This window comes from Helicobacter pylori SA221C (assembly GCF_000476855.1).
In the GTDB taxonomy this organism is placed as follows: Bacteria; Campylobacterota; Campylobacteria; order Campylobacterales; family Helicobacteraceae; genus Helicobacter; species Helicobacter pylori_DK.
Genome location: NZ_CBPT010000010.1, coordinates 1 through 18197, shown reverse-complemented (window position 1 = coordinate 18197; position 18197 = coordinate 1). Strand labels below are relative to the sequence as shown.

At 41.7% G+C, this 18197-nt stretch carries 10 protein-coding genes; 8 read left to right on the top strand and 2 right to left on the bottom strand.

What is annotated here, in order from left to right; all coding sequences use genetic code 11:
- Positions 1 to 3 precede the first annotated feature (3 nt).
- From rplL to fusA, 5 genes are all read left to right on the top strand, one after another.
- Positions 4 to 381 (top strand): 50S ribosomal protein L7/L12, encoded by a 378-nt coding sequence (gene rplL, locus QU01_RS05515; RefSeq protein WP_001018219.1) that lies wholly within the window; start codon positions 4 to 6, stop codon positions 379 to 381.
- Between the two features lie 221 nt (positions 382 to 602).
- Entirely contained in the window at positions 603 to 9275 is an 8673-nt protein-coding gene (locus QU01_RS05505; RefSeq protein WP_033762748.1) for a DNA-directed RNA polymerase subunit beta/beta', read from the top strand.
- Between the two features lie 87 nt (positions 9276 to 9362).
- A complete protein-coding gene (gene rpsL, locus QU01_RS05500; RefSeq protein WP_001142321.1) occupies positions 9363 to 9770 on the top strand; it encodes a 30S ribosomal protein S12 in 408 nt (135 codons plus the stop codon).
- Between the two features lie 15 nt (positions 9771 to 9785).
- Positions 9786 to 10253, top strand: coding sequence for a 30S ribosomal protein S7 (gene rpsG, locus QU01_RS05495; RefSeq protein ID WP_001254357.1), 468 nt, complete (start codon positions 9786 to 9788; stop codon positions 10251 to 10253).
- An 11-nt stretch (positions 10254 to 10264) separates the two neighbouring features.
- On the top strand, positions 10265 to 12343 hold the full coding sequence (gene fusA / locus QU01_RS05490) for an elongation factor G (protein ID WP_000101834.1): 2079 nt from the start codon (positions 10265 to 10267) through the stop codon (positions 12341 to 12343).
- Positions 12344 to 12861: 518 nt separating this feature from the next.
- On the opposite strand, the gene QU01_RS05485 is transcribed toward fusA, so the two are convergent.
- Positions 12862 to 13851 carry an aldo/keto reductase gene (locus QU01_RS05485; protein WP_033762749.1) on the bottom strand — a complete coding sequence of 330 codons (990 nt, stop codon included), beginning with the start codon at positions 13849 to 13851 and terminating at the stop codon, positions 12862 to 12864.
- A 219-nt stretch (positions 13852 to 14070) separates the two neighbouring features.
- Here QU01_RS05485 and QU01_RS05475 point away from each other — a divergent pair, with 219 nt between their 5' ends.
- A complete protein-coding gene (locus QU01_RS05475; protein ID WP_033763545.1) occupies positions 14071 to 14316 on the top strand; it encodes a hypothetical protein in 246 nt (81 codons plus the stop codon).
- Between the two features lie 162 nt (positions 14317 to 14478).
- Here QU01_RS05475 and waaF read toward each other — a convergent pair whose 3' ends face one another.
- Entirely contained in the window at positions 14479 to 15528 is a 1050-nt protein-coding gene (gene waaF, locus QU01_RS05470; protein WP_033762750.1) for a lipopolysaccharide heptosyltransferase II, read from the bottom strand.
- 61 nt (positions 15529 to 15589) lie between these two features.
- Between waaF and hisS the strand changes: the two genes are divergently transcribed.
- Both hisS and asd read left to right on the top strand, forming a co-directional pair.
- Positions 15590 to 16918: a histidine--tRNA ligase gene (gene hisS / locus QU01_RS05465; protein ID WP_033762751.1), complete on the top strand. Its 1329-nt coding sequence runs from the start codon at positions 15590 to 15592 to the stop codon at positions 16916 to 16918.
- Complete coding sequence (gene asd, locus QU01_RS05460) at positions 16905 to 17945, top strand: aspartate-semialdehyde dehydrogenase (protein WP_033762753.1); 1041 nt, start codon at positions 16905 to 16907, stop codon at positions 17943 to 17945. Before hisS ends, asd begins: the two co-directional genes overlap by 14 nt.
- Positions 17946 to 18197: the final 252 nt, after the last annotated feature.

The window sequence follows — 18197 nt, the reverse complement described above, 5'->3', positions numbered from 1 at the left end:
ATTATGGCAATTTCAAAAGAAGAAGTGTTAGAGTATATTGGTTCATTGAGCGTTTTAGAGCTTGCTGAATTGGTTAAAATGTTTGAGGAAAAATTTGGCGTGAGCGCGACTCCAACGGTCGTAGCGGGTGCGGCTGTAGCTGGCGGTGCAGCGGCTGAGAGTGAAGAAAAAACCGAATTTAATGTGATTTTGGCCGATAGCGGTGCTGAAAAAATTAAGGTGATTAAAGTGGTTCGTGAAATCACTGGACTTGGCCTGAAAGAAGCTAAAGACGCTACCGAAAAAACCCCTCATGTGCTTAAAGAGGGCGTGAATAAAGAAGAAGCTGAAACCATCAAGAAGAAACTTGAAGAAGTAGGCGCTAAGGTTGAAGTCAAGTAAGACTTAAAAACAGAAAGGCCTTTGCACCTTTCTCTGCTCTAGCGTGGCAGATGATTTTGCTCCATGATTTTGTTTGTGAGCGTGTGGCCTAAAGTGGTTAGTATTGCAGGTGGGTTTGGTATTTTTATCATGGATGGTTCTAAAGTTTAAAGATCCTTTTGCAATGCTTACTTGAATTAATGCATTAAATAACTCAAAATTTTTGATCAAAGGCTTGAAATATGTCAAAAAAAATTCCCCTAAAAAACCGCTTGAGAGCTGATTTTACAAAAACCCCGACAGATTTAGAAGTTCCTAATTTATTATTATTACAACGAGACAGCTATGATTCTTTCTTGTATTCCAAAGATGGCAAAGAGAGCGGGATTGAAAAGGTTTTTAAATCCATTTTCCCTATCCAAGATGAACATAACCGCATCACTTTAGAATACGCGGGTTGCGAATTTGGCAAGTCTAAATACACCGTTAGAGAAGCGATGGAGAGGGGCATTACCTACTCTATCCCCCTCAAAATTAAAGTGCACTTGATCTTGTGGGAAAAAGACACCAAGAGTGGCGAAAAGAACGGCATCAAGGACATTAAAGAACAAAGCATTTTCATTCGTGAGATCCCTTTGATGACAGAACGCACTTCATTCATTATCAATGGGGTGGAGCGCGTGGTGGTCAATCAACTCCACAGAAGCCCCGGTGTGATTTTCAAAGAAGAAGAGTCCAGCACTTCTTTAAACAAGCTCATTTACACAGGGCAAATCATCCCTGATAGGGGTTCGTGGCTGTATTTTGAATACGATTCTAAAGATGTTTTATACGCTCGTATCAATAAACGCCGTAAAGTGCCTGTTACTATTTTATTCAGGGCGATGGATTATCAAAAACAAGACATCATTAAAATGTTCTACCCGCTTGTTAAAGTGCGTTATGAAAACGATAAATATTTGATCCCGTTTGTCTCATTAGACGCCAATCAAAGAATGGAATTTGACTTGAAAGATCCTCAAGGCAAGATCATTCTTTTAGCAGGAAAAAAGCTCACTTCAAGAAAGATTAAAGAGCTTAAAGAAAACCATTTAGAATGGGTGGAATACCCTATGGATATTTTACTCAATCGTCATTTAGCTGAGCCTGTTATGGTGGGGAAAGAAGTCTTATTGGACATGCTCACTCAGCTAGATAAAAACAAATTAGAAAAAATCCACGATTTAGGCGTGCAAGAATTTGTGATCATCAACGATCTAGCTTTAGGGCATGACGCTTCCATTATCCATTCTTTTTTGGCTGATTATGAGTCTTTGAAATTGCTCAAGCAAACCGAAAAAATTGATGATGAAAACGCTCTAGCGGCGATTCGTATCCATAAGGTTATGAAACCAGGCGATCCTGTTACGACTGAAGTGGCTAAGCAATTTGTCAAAAAACTTTTCTTTGATCCAGAACGCTATGATTTGACCATGGTGGGGCGCATGAAAATGAATCACAAGTTAGGCTTGCATGTGCCTGATTACATCACGACTTTAACGCATGAAGATATTATCACCACCGTTAAATACCTCATGAAAATCAAAAACAATCAAGGCAAGATTGATGACAGAGACCATTTGGGAAATCGTAGGATTAGGGCGGTAGGGGAATTACTAGCCAATGAATTGCATTCAGGCTTAGTGAAAATGCAAAAGACCATTAAAGACAAGCTCACTACCATGAGCGGGGCTTTTGATTCGCTTATGCCCCATGACTTGGTCAATTCTAAAATGATCACCAGCACCATCATGGAATTTTTCATGGGCGGTCAGCTCTCGCAATTTATGGATCAAACGAACCCTTTGAGTGAGGTTACGCACAAACGACGCCTTTCAGCGCTCGGTGAAGGGGGATTGGTGAAAGACAGGGTAGGGTTTGAAGCCAGGGATGTGCACCCCACGCATTATGGCCGAATTTGTCCCATTGAGACCCCAGAAGGTCAAAATATCGGTTTGATCAACACCCTTTCCACTTTCACGAGGGTGAATGATTTAGGCTTTATTGAAGCCCCTTATAAAAAGGTTGTGGATGGCAAGGTAGTGGGTGAGACGATTTATTTGACCGCTATTCAAGAAGACAGCCACATCATCGCTCCCGCAAGCACCCCCATTGATGAAGAGGGTAATATTTTGGGCGATTTGATTGAAACACGCGTGGAAGGCGAGATCGTTTTAAACGAAAAGAGTAAAGTAACCTTAATGGATTTAAGCTCTAGCATGCTAGTAGGGGTCGCCGCATCGCTCATTCCTTTCTTAGAGCATGATGACGCCAACCGCGCTTTAATGGGGACTAACATGCAGCGCCAAGCCGTGCCTTTGTTAAGAAGCGATGCCCCCATTGTAGGCACAGGGATTGAAAAAATTATCGCTAGGGATTCTTGGGGAGCGATCAAGGCTAATCGCGCAGGCGTTGTAGAAAAAATTGATTCTAAAAACATTTACATTTTAGGCGAAAGCAAAGAAGAGGCCTATATTGATGCGTATTCTTTGCAAAAAAACTTACGCACCAACCAAAACACCAGTTTCAATCAAGTCCCTATCGTTAAGGTGGGCGATAAAGTGGAAGCTGGGCAAATCATCGCTGATGGCCCTAGCATGGACAGAGGCGAGTTAGCGTTAGGGAAAAATGTGCGCGTGGCGTTCATGCCTTGGAATGGCTATAACTTTGAAGATGCGATCGTGGTGAGTGAGCGCATCACTAAAGATGATATTTTCACTTCCACCCACATTTATGAAAAAGAAGTGGACGCTAGGGAGCTTAAGCATGGCGTGGAAGAATTTACCGCTGATATTCCTGATGTGAAAGAAGAAGCGCTCGCTCATCTTGATGAAAGCGGGATCGTTAAAGTGGGCACTTATGTGAGCGCTGGCATGATTTTAGTGGGCAAGACTTCTCCTAAAGGCGAGATTAAAAGCACGCCTGAAGAGCGGCTTTTAAGGGCTATTTTTGGGGATAAAGCCGGGCATGTGGTCAATAAGAGTTTGTATTGCCCCCCTAGTTTGGAAGGCACGGTGATTGACGTGAAAGTCTTCACTAAAAAAGGCTATGAGAAGGATGCGCGGGTTTTGAGCGCGTATGAAGAAGAAAAAGCCAAGCTTGATATGGAGCATTTTGATCGCTTGACCATGCTCAATAGAGAAGAATTGTTGCGCGTTAGTTCGCTCCTTTCTCAAGCGATTTTAGAAGAGCCTTTCAGCCATAACGGCAAGGATTATAAAGAAGGCGATCAAATCCCTAAAGAAGAAATCGCTTCCATCAACCGCTTCACTTTGGCTAGTTTAGTCAAAAAGTATTCTAAAGAAGTGCAAAACCACTATGAAATCACTAAAAATAATTTCTTAGAGCAAAAGAAAGTTTTGGGTGAAGAGCATGAAGAAAAGCTTTCTATTTTAGAAAAAGATGATATTTTGCCTAATGGCGTGATCAAAAAAGTCAAGCTCTATATCGCTACAAAACGGAAGCTTAAAGTGGGCGATAAAATGGCAGGAAGGCATGGGAATAAAGGGATTGTGTCTAATATCGTGCCGGTTGCGGATATGCCTTATACCGCTGATGGCGAGCCTGTAGATATTGTCTTAAACCCTTTAGGCGTGCCAAGCCGCATGAACATCGGGCAGATTTTAGAAATGCATTTAGGCTTAGTGGGGAAAGAGTTTGGGAAACAAATCGCTAGCATGCTAGAGGATAAAACCAGAGATTTTGCCAAAGAATTGCGCGCTAAAATGCTAGAAATCGCTAACGCCATTAATGAAAAAGACCCCTTGACAATCCATGTTCTTGAGAATTGCTCTGATGAAGAGCTTTTGGAATACGCAAAAGATTGGAGCAAGGGCGTTAAGATGGCTATCCCTGTGTTTGAAGGCATCTCGCAAGAAAAATTTTACAAGCTGTTTGAATTAGCCAAGATCGCTATGGATGGCAAAATGGATCTGTATGACGGGCGCACAGGCGAGAAGATGAGGGAACGCGTGAATGTGGGCTACATGTATATGATCAAACTCCACCACTTAGTGGATGAAAAAGTCCATGCCAGAAGCACAGGCCCTTATAGCTTAGTAACGCACCAGCCTGTTGGGGGTAAAGCGCTCTTTGGGGGTCAAAGGTTTGGGGAAATGGAAGTGTGGGCGTTAGAAGCTTATGGTGCAGCGCACACTCTCAAAGAAATGCTCACCATTAAATCCGATGATATTAGAGGCAGAGAGAACGCTTATAGGGCTATCGCTAAAGGTGAGCAAGTTGGCGAGAGTGAAATCCCTGAGACTTTCTATGTCTTGACTAAAGAATTGCAATCGCTCGCTTTGGATATCAATATTTTTGGGGACGATGTGGATGAAGACGGAGCGCCTAAACCCATTGTCATTAAAGAAGATGACAGACCTAAAGATTTTAGCTCTTTCCAGCTCACTCTAGCCAGCCCTGAAAAAATCCATTCTTGGAGTTATGGGGAAGTTAAAAAGCCAGAAACGATCAATTATCGCACCCTAAAACCTGAACGAGACGGCTTGTTTTGCATGAAAATCTTTGGCCCCACTAAAGATTATGAATGCTTGTGCGGTAAATACAAAAAGCCTCGCTTCAAAGACATTGGCACATGCGAAAAATGCGGCGTGGCGATCACGCATTCCAAAGTCAGGCGTTTTAGAATGGGGCATATTGAATTGGCCACTCCTGTAGCGCATATCTGGTATGTTAATTCCTTGCCTAGCCGTATCGGCACGCTTTTGGGCGTTAAGATGAAAGACTTGGAGCGCGTGTTGTATTATGAAGCTTATATCGTTAAAGATCCAGGCGAAGCCGCTTATGACAATGAAGGCACTAAGCTTGTGATGAAATACGATATTTTGAATGAAGAGCAGTATCAAAATATCTCACGAAGATACGAAGACAGGGGATTTGTAGCGCAAATGGGCGGCGAAGCGATCAAGGATTTGTTAGAAGAAATTGATTTGATCACCTTATTGCAGAGTTTGAAAGAAGAAGTGAAAGACACCAATTCCGATGCGAAAAAGAAAAAACTCATTAAGCGTTTGAAAGTGGTAGAAAGCTTTTTAAATTCTGGTAACAGGCCTGAGTGGATGATGCTCACGGTTTTACCGGTATTGCCACCGGATTTAAGGCCTTTAGTCGCGCTAGATGGCGGGAAATTTGCGGTCAGCGATGTGAATGAATTGTATCGTCGTGTCATCAATCGTAACCAACGTTTGAAACGCCTAATGGAGCTTGGAGCGCCAGAAATCATTGTGCGCAACGAAAAAAGGATGTTGCAAGAAGCCGTGGATGTGCTTTTTGATAACGGCCGCAGCACCAATGCGGTTAAAGGGGCTAACAAACGCCCTTTAAAATCGCTCAGTGAAATCATTAAAGGCAAGCAAGGGCGTTTCAGGCAAAACCTTTTAGGTAAGCGCGTGGATTTTTCAGGCAGAAGCGTGATTGTGGTTGGGCCTAATCTTAAAATGGACGAGTGCGGATTGCCTAAAAACATGGCGTTAGAACTCTTCAAACCGCATTTGTTATCCAAGCTTGAAGAGAGAGGTTATGCCACCACGCTCAAACAAGCTAAACGCATGATTGAGCAAAAAAGCAATGAAGTGTGGGAGTGCTTGCAAGAAATCACAGAGGGGTATCCGGTGCTACTCAACCGCGCTCCTACCTTGCACAAGCAATCCATTCAAGCGTTCCATCCAAAGCTGATTGATGGTAAAGCGATCCAATTGCATCCGTTAGTGTGTTCAGCGTTCAACGCCGATTTTGACGGGGATCAAATGGCGGTGCATGTGCCTTTAAGCCAGGAAGCGATCGCTGAATGCAAGGTGCTCATGTTAAGCTCTATGAATATCCTTTTACCCGCTAGCGGTAAAGCCGTAGCCATTCCTAGCCAGGATATGGTTTTAGGGCTTTATTATCTTTCTTTAGAAAAGAGCGGGGTCAAGGGCGAACATAAGCTTTTTTCTAGCGTGAATGAAATCATCACCGCTATTGACACGAAAGAATTAGATATCCACGCAAAGATTAGGGTTTTAGATCAAGGGAATATTATCGCTACGAGCGCGGGGCGCATGATCATTAAGTCTATTTTGCCTGATTTTATCCCTACGGATTTGTGGAACAGACCCATGAAGAAAAAAGATATTGGCGTGCTTGTGGATTATGTGCATAAAGTCGGTGGTATCGGTATTACTGCAACCTTTTTGGATCATTTGAAAATGCTTGGCTTTAGGTATGCGACTAAGGCTGGTATTTCTATCTCTATGGAAGATATTATCACGCCAAAAGACAAGCAAAAAATGATGGAAAAAGCCAAAGTAGAGGTTAAAAAAATCCAGCAACAATACGATCAAGGGTTGCTCACTGACCAAGAGCGTTACAATAAAATCATTGACACTTGGACTGAAGTCAATGACAGAATGAGTAAAGAAATGATGACTGCTATCGCAAAAGATAAAGAGGGCTTTAACTCTATTTATATGATGGCTGATAGCGGTGCAAGGGGGAGCGCGGCGCAAATCCGTCAGCTTTCAGCGATGAGGGGCCTTATGACAAAGCCGGATGGCAGTATCATTGAAACGCCCATTATTTCTAACTTTAAAGAGGGGTTGAATGTCTTAGAATACTTTAACTCCACGCATGGTGCTAGAAAGGGCTTAGCAGATACAGCGCTAAAAACCGCCAATGCGGGGTATTTGACAAGAAAGCTCATTGATGTTTCGCAAAATGTCAAGGTGGTGTCTGATGATTGCGGCACGCATGAAGGGATTGAAATCACGGATATTGCGGTGGGGAGTGAATTGATTGAACCTTTAGAAGAGCGTATTTTTGGGCGCGTTTTATTAGAAGATGTGATCGATCCCATTACGAATGAAATCTTGCTTTATGCGGACACTTTGATTGATGAAGAGGGCACTAAAAAGGTGGTTGAAGCCGGGATTAAATCCATTACGATCCGCACCCCAGTAACTTGTAAAGTGCCAAAGGGCGTGTGCGCGAAATGTTATGGCTTGAATTTGGGCGAAGGCAAGATGAGCTATCCGGGTGAAGCGGTGGGCGTGGTAGCCGCGCAATCTATCGGGGAGCCTGGAACGCAGCTCACTTTGAGGACTTTCCATGTGGGCGGGACAGCGAGCAGGAGCCAGGATGAGCATGAAATCGTGGCGAGCAAAGAAGGTTTTGTGCGTTTTTACAACCTTAGGACTTACACGAATAAAGAGGGTAAAAACATTATCGCTAACCGCCGTAACGCTTCTATTTTAGTGGTAGAGCCTAAGATTAAAGCGCCTTTTGATGGGGAATTACGCATTGAAACGGTCTATGAAGAAGTCGTTGTGAGCGTGAAAAATGGCGATCAAGAAGCTAAATTCGTTTTAAGAAGAAGCGATATTGTCAAGCCGAGCGAATTAGCCGGCGTTGGCGGTAAGATTGAGGGGAAAGTGTATTTGCCTTATGCTAGCGGGCATAAAGTGCATAAGGGAGGAAGTATCGCTGATATTATCCAAGAGGGCTGGAATGTGCCTAATCGCATCCCTTATGCGAGCGAATTGCTAGTCAAGGATAATGACCCTATCGCGCAAGATGTGTATGCCAAAGAAAAAGGCGCAATCAAATACTATGTTTTAGAGGCCAATCATTTAGAGCGCACCCATGGGATCAAAAAGGGCGATATTGTGAGCGAAAAAGGCTTGTTTGCGGTGATAGCTGACGATAATGGTAGGGAAGCCGCTCGCCATTATATTGCTAGGGGTTCTGAGATTTTGATTGATGATGATAGTGAAGTGGGTGCTAATAGCGTGATCTCTAAACCCACGACTAACACTTTCAAAACGATTGCCACATGGGATCCTTACAACACCCCTATCATTGCGGACTTTAAAGGCAGGGTGAGTTTTATGGATATTATCGCAGGGGTTACGGTCGCTGAAAAAGAAGACGAAAATACGGGTATCACAAGCTTAGTGGTGAATGATTACATTCCAAGCGGATACAAACCAAGCTTGTTTTTAGAGGGGGTTAATGGCGAAGTGGTGCGTTATTTCCTAGAGCCAAAAACTTCTATCGCTGTTAGCGATGGCTCTAGCGTGGAGCAGGCTGAAGTGTTAGCCAAGATCCCTAAAGCGACCGTTAAATCCAGAGACATTACCGGGGGTCTCCCAAGGGTTTCGGAATTGTTTGAAGCGAGAAAACCCAAGCCTAAAGATGTGGCGATCCTTTCTGAAGTGGATGGGATTGTGAGTTTTGGCAAACCTATTCGCAATAAAGAACACATCATCGTAACTTCTAAAGATGGCCGTTCTATGGATTATTTTGTGGATAAAGGCAAGCAAATTTTAGTGCATGCTGATGAATTTGTGCATGCAGGAGAGGCGATGACAGATGGAGTAATCTCAAGCCATGATATTTTAAGGATTAGTGGCGAAAAAGAGCTTTATAAATACATTGTGAGCGAAGTCCAGCAAGTGTATCGCAGGCAGGGGGTGAGCATTGCCGACAAGCACATTGAAATCATTGTCTCTCAAATGTTAAGGCAAGTGCGTATTTTAGACAGCGGGGATAGCAAGTTTATTGAAGGGGATTTAGTCAGTAAAAAACTCTTCAAAGAAGAAAACGCTCGTGTGATCGCTTTAAAAGGCGAGCCAGCGATTGCTGAACCGGTGCTTTTAGGGATCACTAGAGCGGCTATTGGGAGCGATAGCATCATTTCAGCGGCCTCTTTCCAAGAAACGACTAAAGTTTTAACGGAAGCCAGTATCGCTATGAAAAAAGACTTTTTAGAAGACTTGAAAGAAAATGTGGTGTTGGGGAGGATGATCCCTGTGGGAACGGGCATGTATAAGAATAAAAAAATCGTGCTGAGAGCGCTTGAAGATGGCCCTAAATTTTGATATAAAAATCGGTTAAGATTTTTAAAAGAAAAATTAGGGTAAAATGGGGGAACTTTTAGTTTTAAATTTTTAGAATAAGGAAAAATAGTGCCTACTATCAATCAGTTGATTAGAAAAGAAAGGAAAAAGGTGGTTAAAAAAACGAAATCACCTGCATTAGTGGAATGCCCTCAAAGAAGAGGGGTTTGTACTAGGGTTTATACGACTACCCCTAAAAAGCCTAACTCGGCTTTAAGAAAGGTCGCTAAGGTCCGTTTGACTAGTAAATTTGAAGTGATCAGTTACATCCCTGGTGAAGGGCATAACTTGCAAGAACACTCCATTGTGTTAGTGCGTGGGGGTAGGGTTAAGGATTTACCCGGTGTGAAATACCACATTGTTCGTGGCGCTTTAGACACTGCAGGGGTCAATAAAAGAACGGTTTCACGCTCTAAATACGGGACTAAAAAAGCTAAAGCAACCGACAAGAAAGCAACAGACAACAAGAAAAAATAAGAGGAAAACAAAAGCATGAGAAGAAGAAAAGCACCCGTTAGGGAGGTTTTGGGCGATCCTGTTTATGGGAACAAAGTGGTAACGAAGTTTATCAACAAGATGATGTTCGATGGCAAGAAAAGCGTGGCGGAAAAAATCATCTACAAAGCTTTTAATAAGATTGAAGAAAAAAGCGGTGAAAAAGGGATTGAAGTGTTTGAAAAAGCCCTAGAAAGAGTGCGTCCTTTAGTGGAAGTGCGCAGCAGAAGAGTGGGTGGGGCTACCTACCAAGTGCCGGTAGAAGTGAGAGCGAGCCGCCAGCAGTCGCTATCTATTCGTTGGATTTTAGAAGCGACCAGAAAACGCAATGAAAGAATGATGGTGGATAGATTGGCTAACGAACTTATGGATGCGGCTAGCGATAAGGGTGCGGCTTTTAAGAAAAAAGAAGATGTGCATAAAATGGCAGAAGCGAATAAAGCGTTCGCACACTACCGCTGGTAATTGGAGTTAGAATGGCTAGAAAAACCCCATTAAATAGGATCAGGAATATCGGTATCGCCGCTCACATTGATGCTGGGAAAACCACCACTTCCGAAAGGATTTTATTCTATACAGGCGTGAGCCATAAGATTGGCGAAGTGCATGACGGCGCGGCAACAATGGATTGGATGGAGCAAGAAAAAGAAAGAGGGATCACTATCACTTCTGCGGCAACGACTTGTTTTTGGAAGGATCACCAAATCAATTTGATTGACACCCCAGGGCATGTGGATTTCACTATTGAAGTGGAACGATCCATGCGCGTGCTAGATGGTGCGGTTTCGGTGTTTTGCTCGGTTGGGGGCGTGCAGCCTCAAAGCGAGACCGTGTGGCGTCAAGCGAATAAATACGGCGTGCCTAGGATTGTTTTTGTCAATAAAATGGATAGGATTGGGGCGAATTTCTATAATGTGGAAAACCAGATTAAGCTTCGCTTGAAAGCCAATCCTGTGCCTATTAATATCCCTATTGGGGCTGAAGACACTTTCATTGGCGTGATTGATTTAGTCCAAATGAAAGCGATCGTTTGGAATAATGAAACCATGGGAGCCAAATACGATGTGGAAGAAATCCCTAGCGATTTGTTAGAAAAGGCTAAACAATACCGAGAAAAGCTTGTAGAAGCCGTAGCTGAGCAAGATGAAGCCTTAATGGAAAAGTATTTAGGCGGTGAAGAATTGAGTGTTGAAGAAATCAAAAAAGGCATTAAAATAGGTTGTTTGAACATGAGCCTTGTCCCCATGCTTTGTGGTTCTTCTTTTAAAAATAAAGGCGTGCAGACTTTGTTGGATGCGGTCATTGATTACTTGCCAGCACCCACAGAGGTTGTGGATATTAAGGGGATTGATCCAAAAACCGAAGAAGAAGTTTTTGTGAAATCTAGCGATGATGGCGAGTTTGCCGGTTTGGCGTTTAAAATCATGACGGATCCTTTTGTGGGCCAACTCACTTTTGTGCGCGTGTATCGCGGCAAGCTAGAGTCCGGTAGCTATGTGTATAACTCCACCAAAGACAAAAAAGAACGCGTGGGAAGACTCCTTAAAATGCACTCCAATAAGAGGGAAGACATTAAAGAAGTTTATGCGGGTGAGATTTGTGCGTTTGTGGGCTTAAAAGACACGCTGACTGGGGATACGCTTTGCGATGAAAAAAATGCGGTGGTTTTAGAGAGAATGGAATTTCCTGAGCCGGTCATTCACATCGCTGTAGAGCCTAAAACGAAAGCAGACCAAGAAAAAATGGGCGTGGCGTTAGGCAAGCTCGCTGAAGAAGATCCAAGCTTTAGGGTGATGACTCAAGAAGAAACCGGGCAAACCCTTATCGGTGGCATGGGCGAATTGCACCTAGAAATCATCGTGGATAGATTGAAGAGAGAATTTAAGGTGGAAGCTGAAATCGGTCAGCCGCAAGTCGCCTTTAGAGAGACTATCCGCTCAAGCGTGAGTAAAGAGCATAAATACGCTAAGCAAAGCGGTGGTCGTGGGCAATACGGGCATGTGTTTATCAAGCTTGAGCCTAAAGAGCCTGGCAGTGGGTATGAATTTGTGAATGAAATTTCTGGGGGCGTGATCCCTAAAGAATATATCCCTGCGGTGGATAAGGGTATCCAAGAAGCGATGCAAAATGGCGTTTTGGCAGGCTATCCGGTGGTGGATTTTAAAGTTACCCTTTATGATGGGAGCTACCATGATGTGGATTCTTCAGAAATGGCGTTTAAAATCGCTGGCTCTATGGCGTTTAAAGAAGCGAGTCGCGCGGCTAACCCGGTTTTACTAGAGCCTATGATGAAAGTGGAAGTGGAAGTCCCTGAAGAATACATGGGCGATGTGATTGGCGATTTGAATAGAAGAAGAGGGCAAATCAATTCTATGGACGATAGATTAGGCTTGAAAATCGTGAATGCTTTTGTGCCGTTGGTGGAAATGTTTGGTTATTCTACGGATTTACGATCAGCCACTCAAGGGCGTGGGACTTACTCCATGGAGTTTGATCATTATGGCGAAGTGCCTAGCAATATCGCTAAGGAAATTGTAGAAAAGCGTAAGGGCTGATTTGATTATAACGCTCTCTTGTGAGAGGGTGTTGTAGGCACTATTTAAACTTTTTCTCTTTTGGATTAAAAAGACTTTTTGAGGGTTTTTATCCCTTTTTAATCTCTTTTAATGACCTTTTTTAGTTTGCTATAAAATTATTTTTTGACTCTATTCTTGTCAAATAGGAGTAATTAAAACTTTTTAATTTTTTAAAAATGGGGTTTTGGTTGCTTTGTTTTATGGTAAAGTTCATTTTCTTTATTTAAGACTTATTTTCTCAAGGGGATAGTGGGCATTTTGAAATAACTTTTTCTCTTAACACCCACAAGATCGCATTATAGGGAATTCCGCTTGACTAATAACAAGCTCTTTTGTATTCAATCTTAAAAAACGCTTTTTGGTATTTTTCAAATTTTTATAATCAATTTTTTATTAAAACAAAGCCTTGTTAAAACGCCTTAAAAAGTTTGTTAGGGGGATAAAAACACACTGACCTCTTTTAAAAGAGCCAATGCAATTATAAAGACCCAATACTTTTATTGATTCACCATTTCATTGATTCTTTCAGGGTAGCGGGCCCCTTCTATTTTGATTGCAGTCAATTCTTTTTGGAAAATCTCCAATTCTTTTTGACTCCAAGAAACCTGCAAAGCCCCTATATTTTCTATGAGCCTGGATTCTTTGGTGGTGCCAAAGAGAGGGACAATGATTTTTTGCGTGTGCAAAATCCATGAGAGAGCCAGTTGAGCTGGTGTAACGCCTTTAGCGTGTGCATGATCTTGGATTAATTCCACCAAGACATAATTTTTGGCTAGATTTTCTTGATTAAACCTAGGAGAAACGCTTCTAAAATCCTCACTAGCGAAGGTGACATTTTTTTCAAGTTTCGCACCTAAAAACCCCTTACCCAAAGGCGAAAAAGCGACAAAGCCAATTTTTTCTTTTTCTAAAAAACCTAAAATCTCTTTTTCAGGTTCGTGCCACCACAAGGAATATTCGCTCTGCAACGCGCTTAAAGGGCAAATTTGATGGGCTTTTTGGATGCTAGATAACCCTGCCTCACTCATCCCCCAAGCTTTAATTTTTCCTTCTTTAATAAGAGCTTGCATAACTTCTGCCACTTCTTCTATGGGCGTGTTAGTATCCATGCGGTGTTGGTAGTATAAATCAATGCATTCTACTTTTAAGCGTTTCAAACTCCCTTCAATGGCGCTCTTAATGCGGTTAGGACTGGAGTCTAAAAACATGGTTGCGTATTTGTCATTAGGATCTGCGTAGTAAATCCCAAACTTGCTCGCTACCACAACCTTGTCTTTAAAAGGCTTGATCGCTTCGCCTAAAAGCTTTTCATTATCTTCCCCATAAGCCTCTGCAGTGTCAAAAAAGTTAATACCCAATTCCAAAGCCTTATGGATAAGTTTAACCATCTGCTTTTTATCATGGACTTCCCCATACCCATAAGTCATGCCCATGCACCCTAGAGCTAACGTGCCCACTTTTAAAGGGCCTAAATGACGCCATTGCATACAAACTCCTTGATTTCATATTGTTTTTTTAATATAACCGCAATCTTAATTTTTGTCAAACTTTCTAGAACCAAAGTATAATTTATCAAGTTTTTTGTATTGTAGTTTTTTTAAGGTAGCAAAACCACCAAACCAATCAAAAATTTGATTGGTTTCTATTTGTTTACTTTTGAGAAATATAATTCTCTCGCTTTTAAGATCATCACAAGGAGTTTTCGTATGAAAAAGCAAATCTTGACAGGTGTTTTGTTATCAGTTTTGGCAGTGAGTTCTGCATACGCTCACAAAGATAAAAAAGACGCTAAAAAACCTGAGTTAAGCTCTCAATTAGTGGCTCACAAAGATAAAAAAGACGCTAAAAAACCTGAGTTAAGCTCTCAATTAGTGGCTCACAAAGATAAAAAAGACGCTAAAAAACCTAAAACTCAGTGGCCTAATGGCTTTGACTCAAAAAAGCGTTTTTAAAAACGCTTTTTTGGATATTATCCTATAATTTCCTACCATTTTTAAAACCTTTGATGGGATTTATCGCTCTTCTCACGCCTTTAAAAATAAAGTTTAAATCTTTTGTATACACAGAGTTTTATCAATATGGTTGCGTTTTTAAAAAAAGCCCATGAAGGGCGTTTAAGGCTCTTCTAAAAGAGTGCGAGCGGCTTCTAGGACTTCAAGGGGCGTGATAGATCGCATGCACAAGTGGTTTTTTTCATTCTTTAAAGGGCAAACTCGTTTCTTGCAAGGCGCACAGCTTAAATGGTGGTTTAATATGATCGCTTTTTGAGCTTTATAGGGGCGAGTCTCTTTTTCATCAGTGGGGCCAAAAAGAGCGATTAAGGGGGTTTGTGCACTAGCAGCCACATGCATAGGGCCGCTATCGTTAGTGATGAATAAATCTAAAACAGCGATGCGCTCTATTAATTCTTCAATGCTTGTTTTCCCGCACAGATTGTAAGCGTTACGGGATAATAAGGGGTTTTTTAATGAGCCTTTGATGAGTTTTAAAATTTCTTCAGAAACGATAGCGTCTTCTTTAGCCCCAAAAAAATAAATTTCATGCCCTTCTTCTAACAAAACAGCAGAAACTTCAGCGTAATAAGAAGCTGGCCATCTTTTAGCGCTCCCATAGCTTGCACTAGGGTTAAAGCCGATTTTTTTAGGGGTGTTTGGGGTGTGAGTGGGGAGGTTAAAGGCCAGTTTTAAGGGTAAAACGCTTTTTTTATCCAATTCTTTTTTTAAAAATTGCGAAAACAAAAAGCAATACTTTTCCACTTGGTGATACTCTTTAGGGGCAGGAGCGATCGCATGACTGAGAAACAAAGAACGAAAAAATTGAGCAAAACCGATGCGAACGGGCGTTTTTGTCGCATAGAGCAAAAAAGCGGAATAAAAATGGTTGTTTAAGGCGATCGCTATATCGCAACGCCCTATTTTTTGAGCGAGTTTGTGAGTGGCTAGCAGCCTGAAAAAGGATTTTTTGGTGTCGTCTATAAAAACGGCTTCTATTTTTTCATCTTTTTTGAAAAGTTCGCAAGTGATTTGTGGGCCCACCAAGATAAAATGCGCGTTAGGGTAGTGGTGTTTAAGGGTGTAAAAAAGCGAGCTTGCCATCACCCCATCGCCTAACCAATTAGGCAAACGCAATAAAATACGCATGCGTTTGGGCGCATTTACGCTCATCAATAGCCCTTTTTTAAAGATTTTAAGCTAAAATTTTAGCATACAAATACAAGGAAATGGAATGATTACCCCTAAAGTGTTGAGCGGGTTTAAAGACCGCTTGCCTAAAGATGCGATACAAAAAGCCCAGTTGCTTGCGAAAGTTTCAGTCGTGTTTCAAAGTTTTGGTTTTGTGCCGATTGAAACCCCTCATTTGGAATACGCTGAAGCGCTACTACCTGATGCGAGCAGTGATATTCAAAAAGAAATTTATCGTTTTAAAGACCATGGGGATAGGGATGTGGCTTTAAGGTTTGATTTGACCGTGCCATTAGCCCGTTTTGTTTCTTTGCACCACCAAATATTAGGCATGCCCTTTAAACGCTACGCTATAGGCAATGTCTTTAGGGGTGAAAGGGCGCAAAAAGGGCGTTATAGGGAATTTACGCAATGCGATTTTGATTTTATAGGGAGCGAGAGCTTGGTGTGCGATGCTGAGATCATTCAAGTGATTATCGCTTCTTTAAAAGCCTTGGATTTAGAAGATTTTTGCATCTCTATCAACCACAGAAAAATTTTGAATGGGATATGCGAATATTTTGGGATCTCTCAAGTGAATGAAGCGTTGCGCATTGTGGATAAATTGGAAAAGATTGGCCTAAATGGGGTTGAAGAAGAATTAAAAAAAGAGTGCGATTTGAATTCAAACACCATTAAAGAGCTTTTAGAAATGATTCAAATCAAACAAAACGATTTAAGCCATGCGGAATTTTTTGAAAAAATTGCTTATTTGAAAGACTATAATGAGAATCTAAAAAAGGGCATACAGGATTTAGAAAGGCTATACCAGCTGCTGGGGGATTTGCAAATTTCTCAAAACCTGTATAAAATTGATTTTTCTATCGCTAGGGGGTTAGGGTATTATACGGGGATTGTGTATGAAACCACGCTTAATGAAATGAAGTCTTTAGGGAGCGTGTGTTCAGGGGGCCGTTACGATCATTTGACTAAAAATTTTTCTAAAGAAAATTTGCAAGGGGTGGGGGCTTCTATTGGGATTGATCGATTGATTGTGGCTTTGAGTGAAATGCAATTATTAGACGAACGCTCTACTCAAGCTAAAGTCTTAATCGCTTGCATGCATGAAGAGTATTTTTCTTATGCAAACCGCTTAGCGGAGTCTTTAAGGCAAAGCGGTATTTTTAGCGAAGTCTATCCAGAGGCTCAAAAAATCAAAAAACCCTTTTCTTATGCCAACCATAAGGGGCATGAGTTTGTGGTTATTATTGGCGAAGAAGAATTTAAAAGCGAAACCTTAAGCTTGAAAAACATGCATTCAGGCATGCAGTTGAATTGCTTGAGTTTTTTAAAAGCCCTTGAAATCATTGGAGAAAACGATGAAGACTTATAATGTCGCTATTGTTGGGGCTAGTGGGGCAGTAGGCCAAGAGCTGATTAAAGGTTTAGAAAATTCTTTTTTCCCGATTAAAAAATTTGTCCCGCTCGCTAGCGCTAGGAGCGCTGGTAAAAAGATCAAAGCTTTCAATAAAGACTATGAAATTTTAGAAACCACGCATGAAGTTTTTGAAAGAGAAAAAATAGACATCGCCTTTTTTAGCGCTGGGGGGAGCGTGAGCGAAGAATTTGCCACAAGCGCTGCAAAAACGGCCTTAGTGATTGATAACACGAGCTTTTTTAGATTGCATAAAGATGTGCCTTTAGTCGTGCCTGAAATCAACGCTAAAGAAATTTTTAACGCTCCCTTGAATATCATCGCTAACCCTAATTGCTCTACCATTCAAATGACGCAAATCTTAAACCCCCTACACCTTCATTTTAAGATAAAAAGCGTGATTGTTAGCACCTATCAAGCCGTGAGTGGGGCAGGGAATAAGGGCATAGAAAGTTTAAAAAATGAGCTAAAAACCGCTTTAGAATGTTTGGAAAAAGACCCTAATACCGATCTAAACCAGGTTTTGCGAGCTGGGGCTTTCGCTTATCCGATCGCTTTCAATGCGATCGCTCATATTGATGTTTTTAAGGAGAATGGCTACACGAAAGAAGAGCTAAAAATGGTGCATGAAACCCATAAGATCATGGGCGTGGATTTCCCTATCAGCGCGACTTGCGTGCGTGTGCCGGTATTGAGGAGCCATAGCGAGAGTTTGAGTATCGCTTTTGAAAAAGAATTCGATCTCAAAGAAGTCTATGAAGTTTTAAAAAACGCCCCTAGCGTGGTTGTTTGCGATGATCCTAGCCATAATCTCTACCCCACGCCCTTAAAAGCGAGCCACACGGATACCACCTTTATAGGGCGCTTGAGGAAGGATTTGTTTGATAAGAAAACTTTGCATGGCTTTTGCGTGGCGGATCAATTAAGAGTGGGGGCAGCCACCAACGCGCTCAAAATCGCCATGTATTACATTAAGAACGCTTAGTTTTAGTCAAGAGATAATTCTTTAAAAAGCGTTATTAGAGGGTTAGAGGGGATTGCTGTAAAAACACCCTTATCCCCTTAATGAGTTTTATTAAAAATGAAGCAACTAAAACACTACTTTTTAAAACATTAAGGCTTTAATTGTCGGTATTCAATAAAATAACATTAGCGTTATAAGTAACTTTCTCATTCAAACATATCCAACAATTCAGGTGCGGTTTGGTATTGGTATTTAAAGTCATTATCTCTAAAG

What these genes read in the sequence shown, in the direction of transcription:
- QU01_RS05505 (WP_033762748.1), top strand. Translation starts at nt 603, where the DNA reads ATGTCAAAAAAAATTCCCCTAAAAAACCGCTTGAGAGCTGATTTTACA.
- QU01_RS05475 (WP_033763545.1), top strand. Translation starts at nt 14,071, where the DNA reads ATGAAAAAGCAAATCTTGACAGGTGTTTTGTTATCAGTTTTGGCAGTG.
- hisS (WP_033762751.1), top strand. Translation starts at nt 15,590, where the DNA reads ATGATTACCCCTAAAGTGTTGAGCGGGTTTAAAGACCGCTTGCCTAAA.
- waaF (WP_033762750.1), bottom strand. Translation starts at nt 15,528, where the DNA reads ATGAGCGTAAATGCGCCCAAACGCATGCGTATTTTATTGCGTTTGCCT.
- asd (WP_033762753.1), top strand. Translation starts at nt 16,905, where the DNA reads ATGAAGACTTATAATGTCGCTATTGTTGGGGCTAGTGGGGCAGTAGGC.
- rplL (WP_001018219.1), top strand. Translation starts at nt 4, where the DNA reads ATGGCAATTTCAAAAGAAGAAGTGTTAGAGTATATTGGTTCATTGAGC.
- QU01_RS05485 (WP_033762749.1), bottom strand. Translation starts at nt 13,851, where the DNA reads ATGCAATGGCGTCATTTAGGCCCTTTAAAAGTGGGCACGTTAGCTCTA.
- rpsG (WP_001254357.1), top strand. Translation starts at nt 9,786, where the DNA reads ATGAGAAGAAGAAAAGCACCCGTTAGGGAGGTTTTGGGCGATCCTGTT.
- fusA (WP_000101834.1), top strand. Translation starts at nt 10,265, where the DNA reads ATGGCTAGAAAAACCCCATTAAATAGGATCAGGAATATCGGTATCGCC.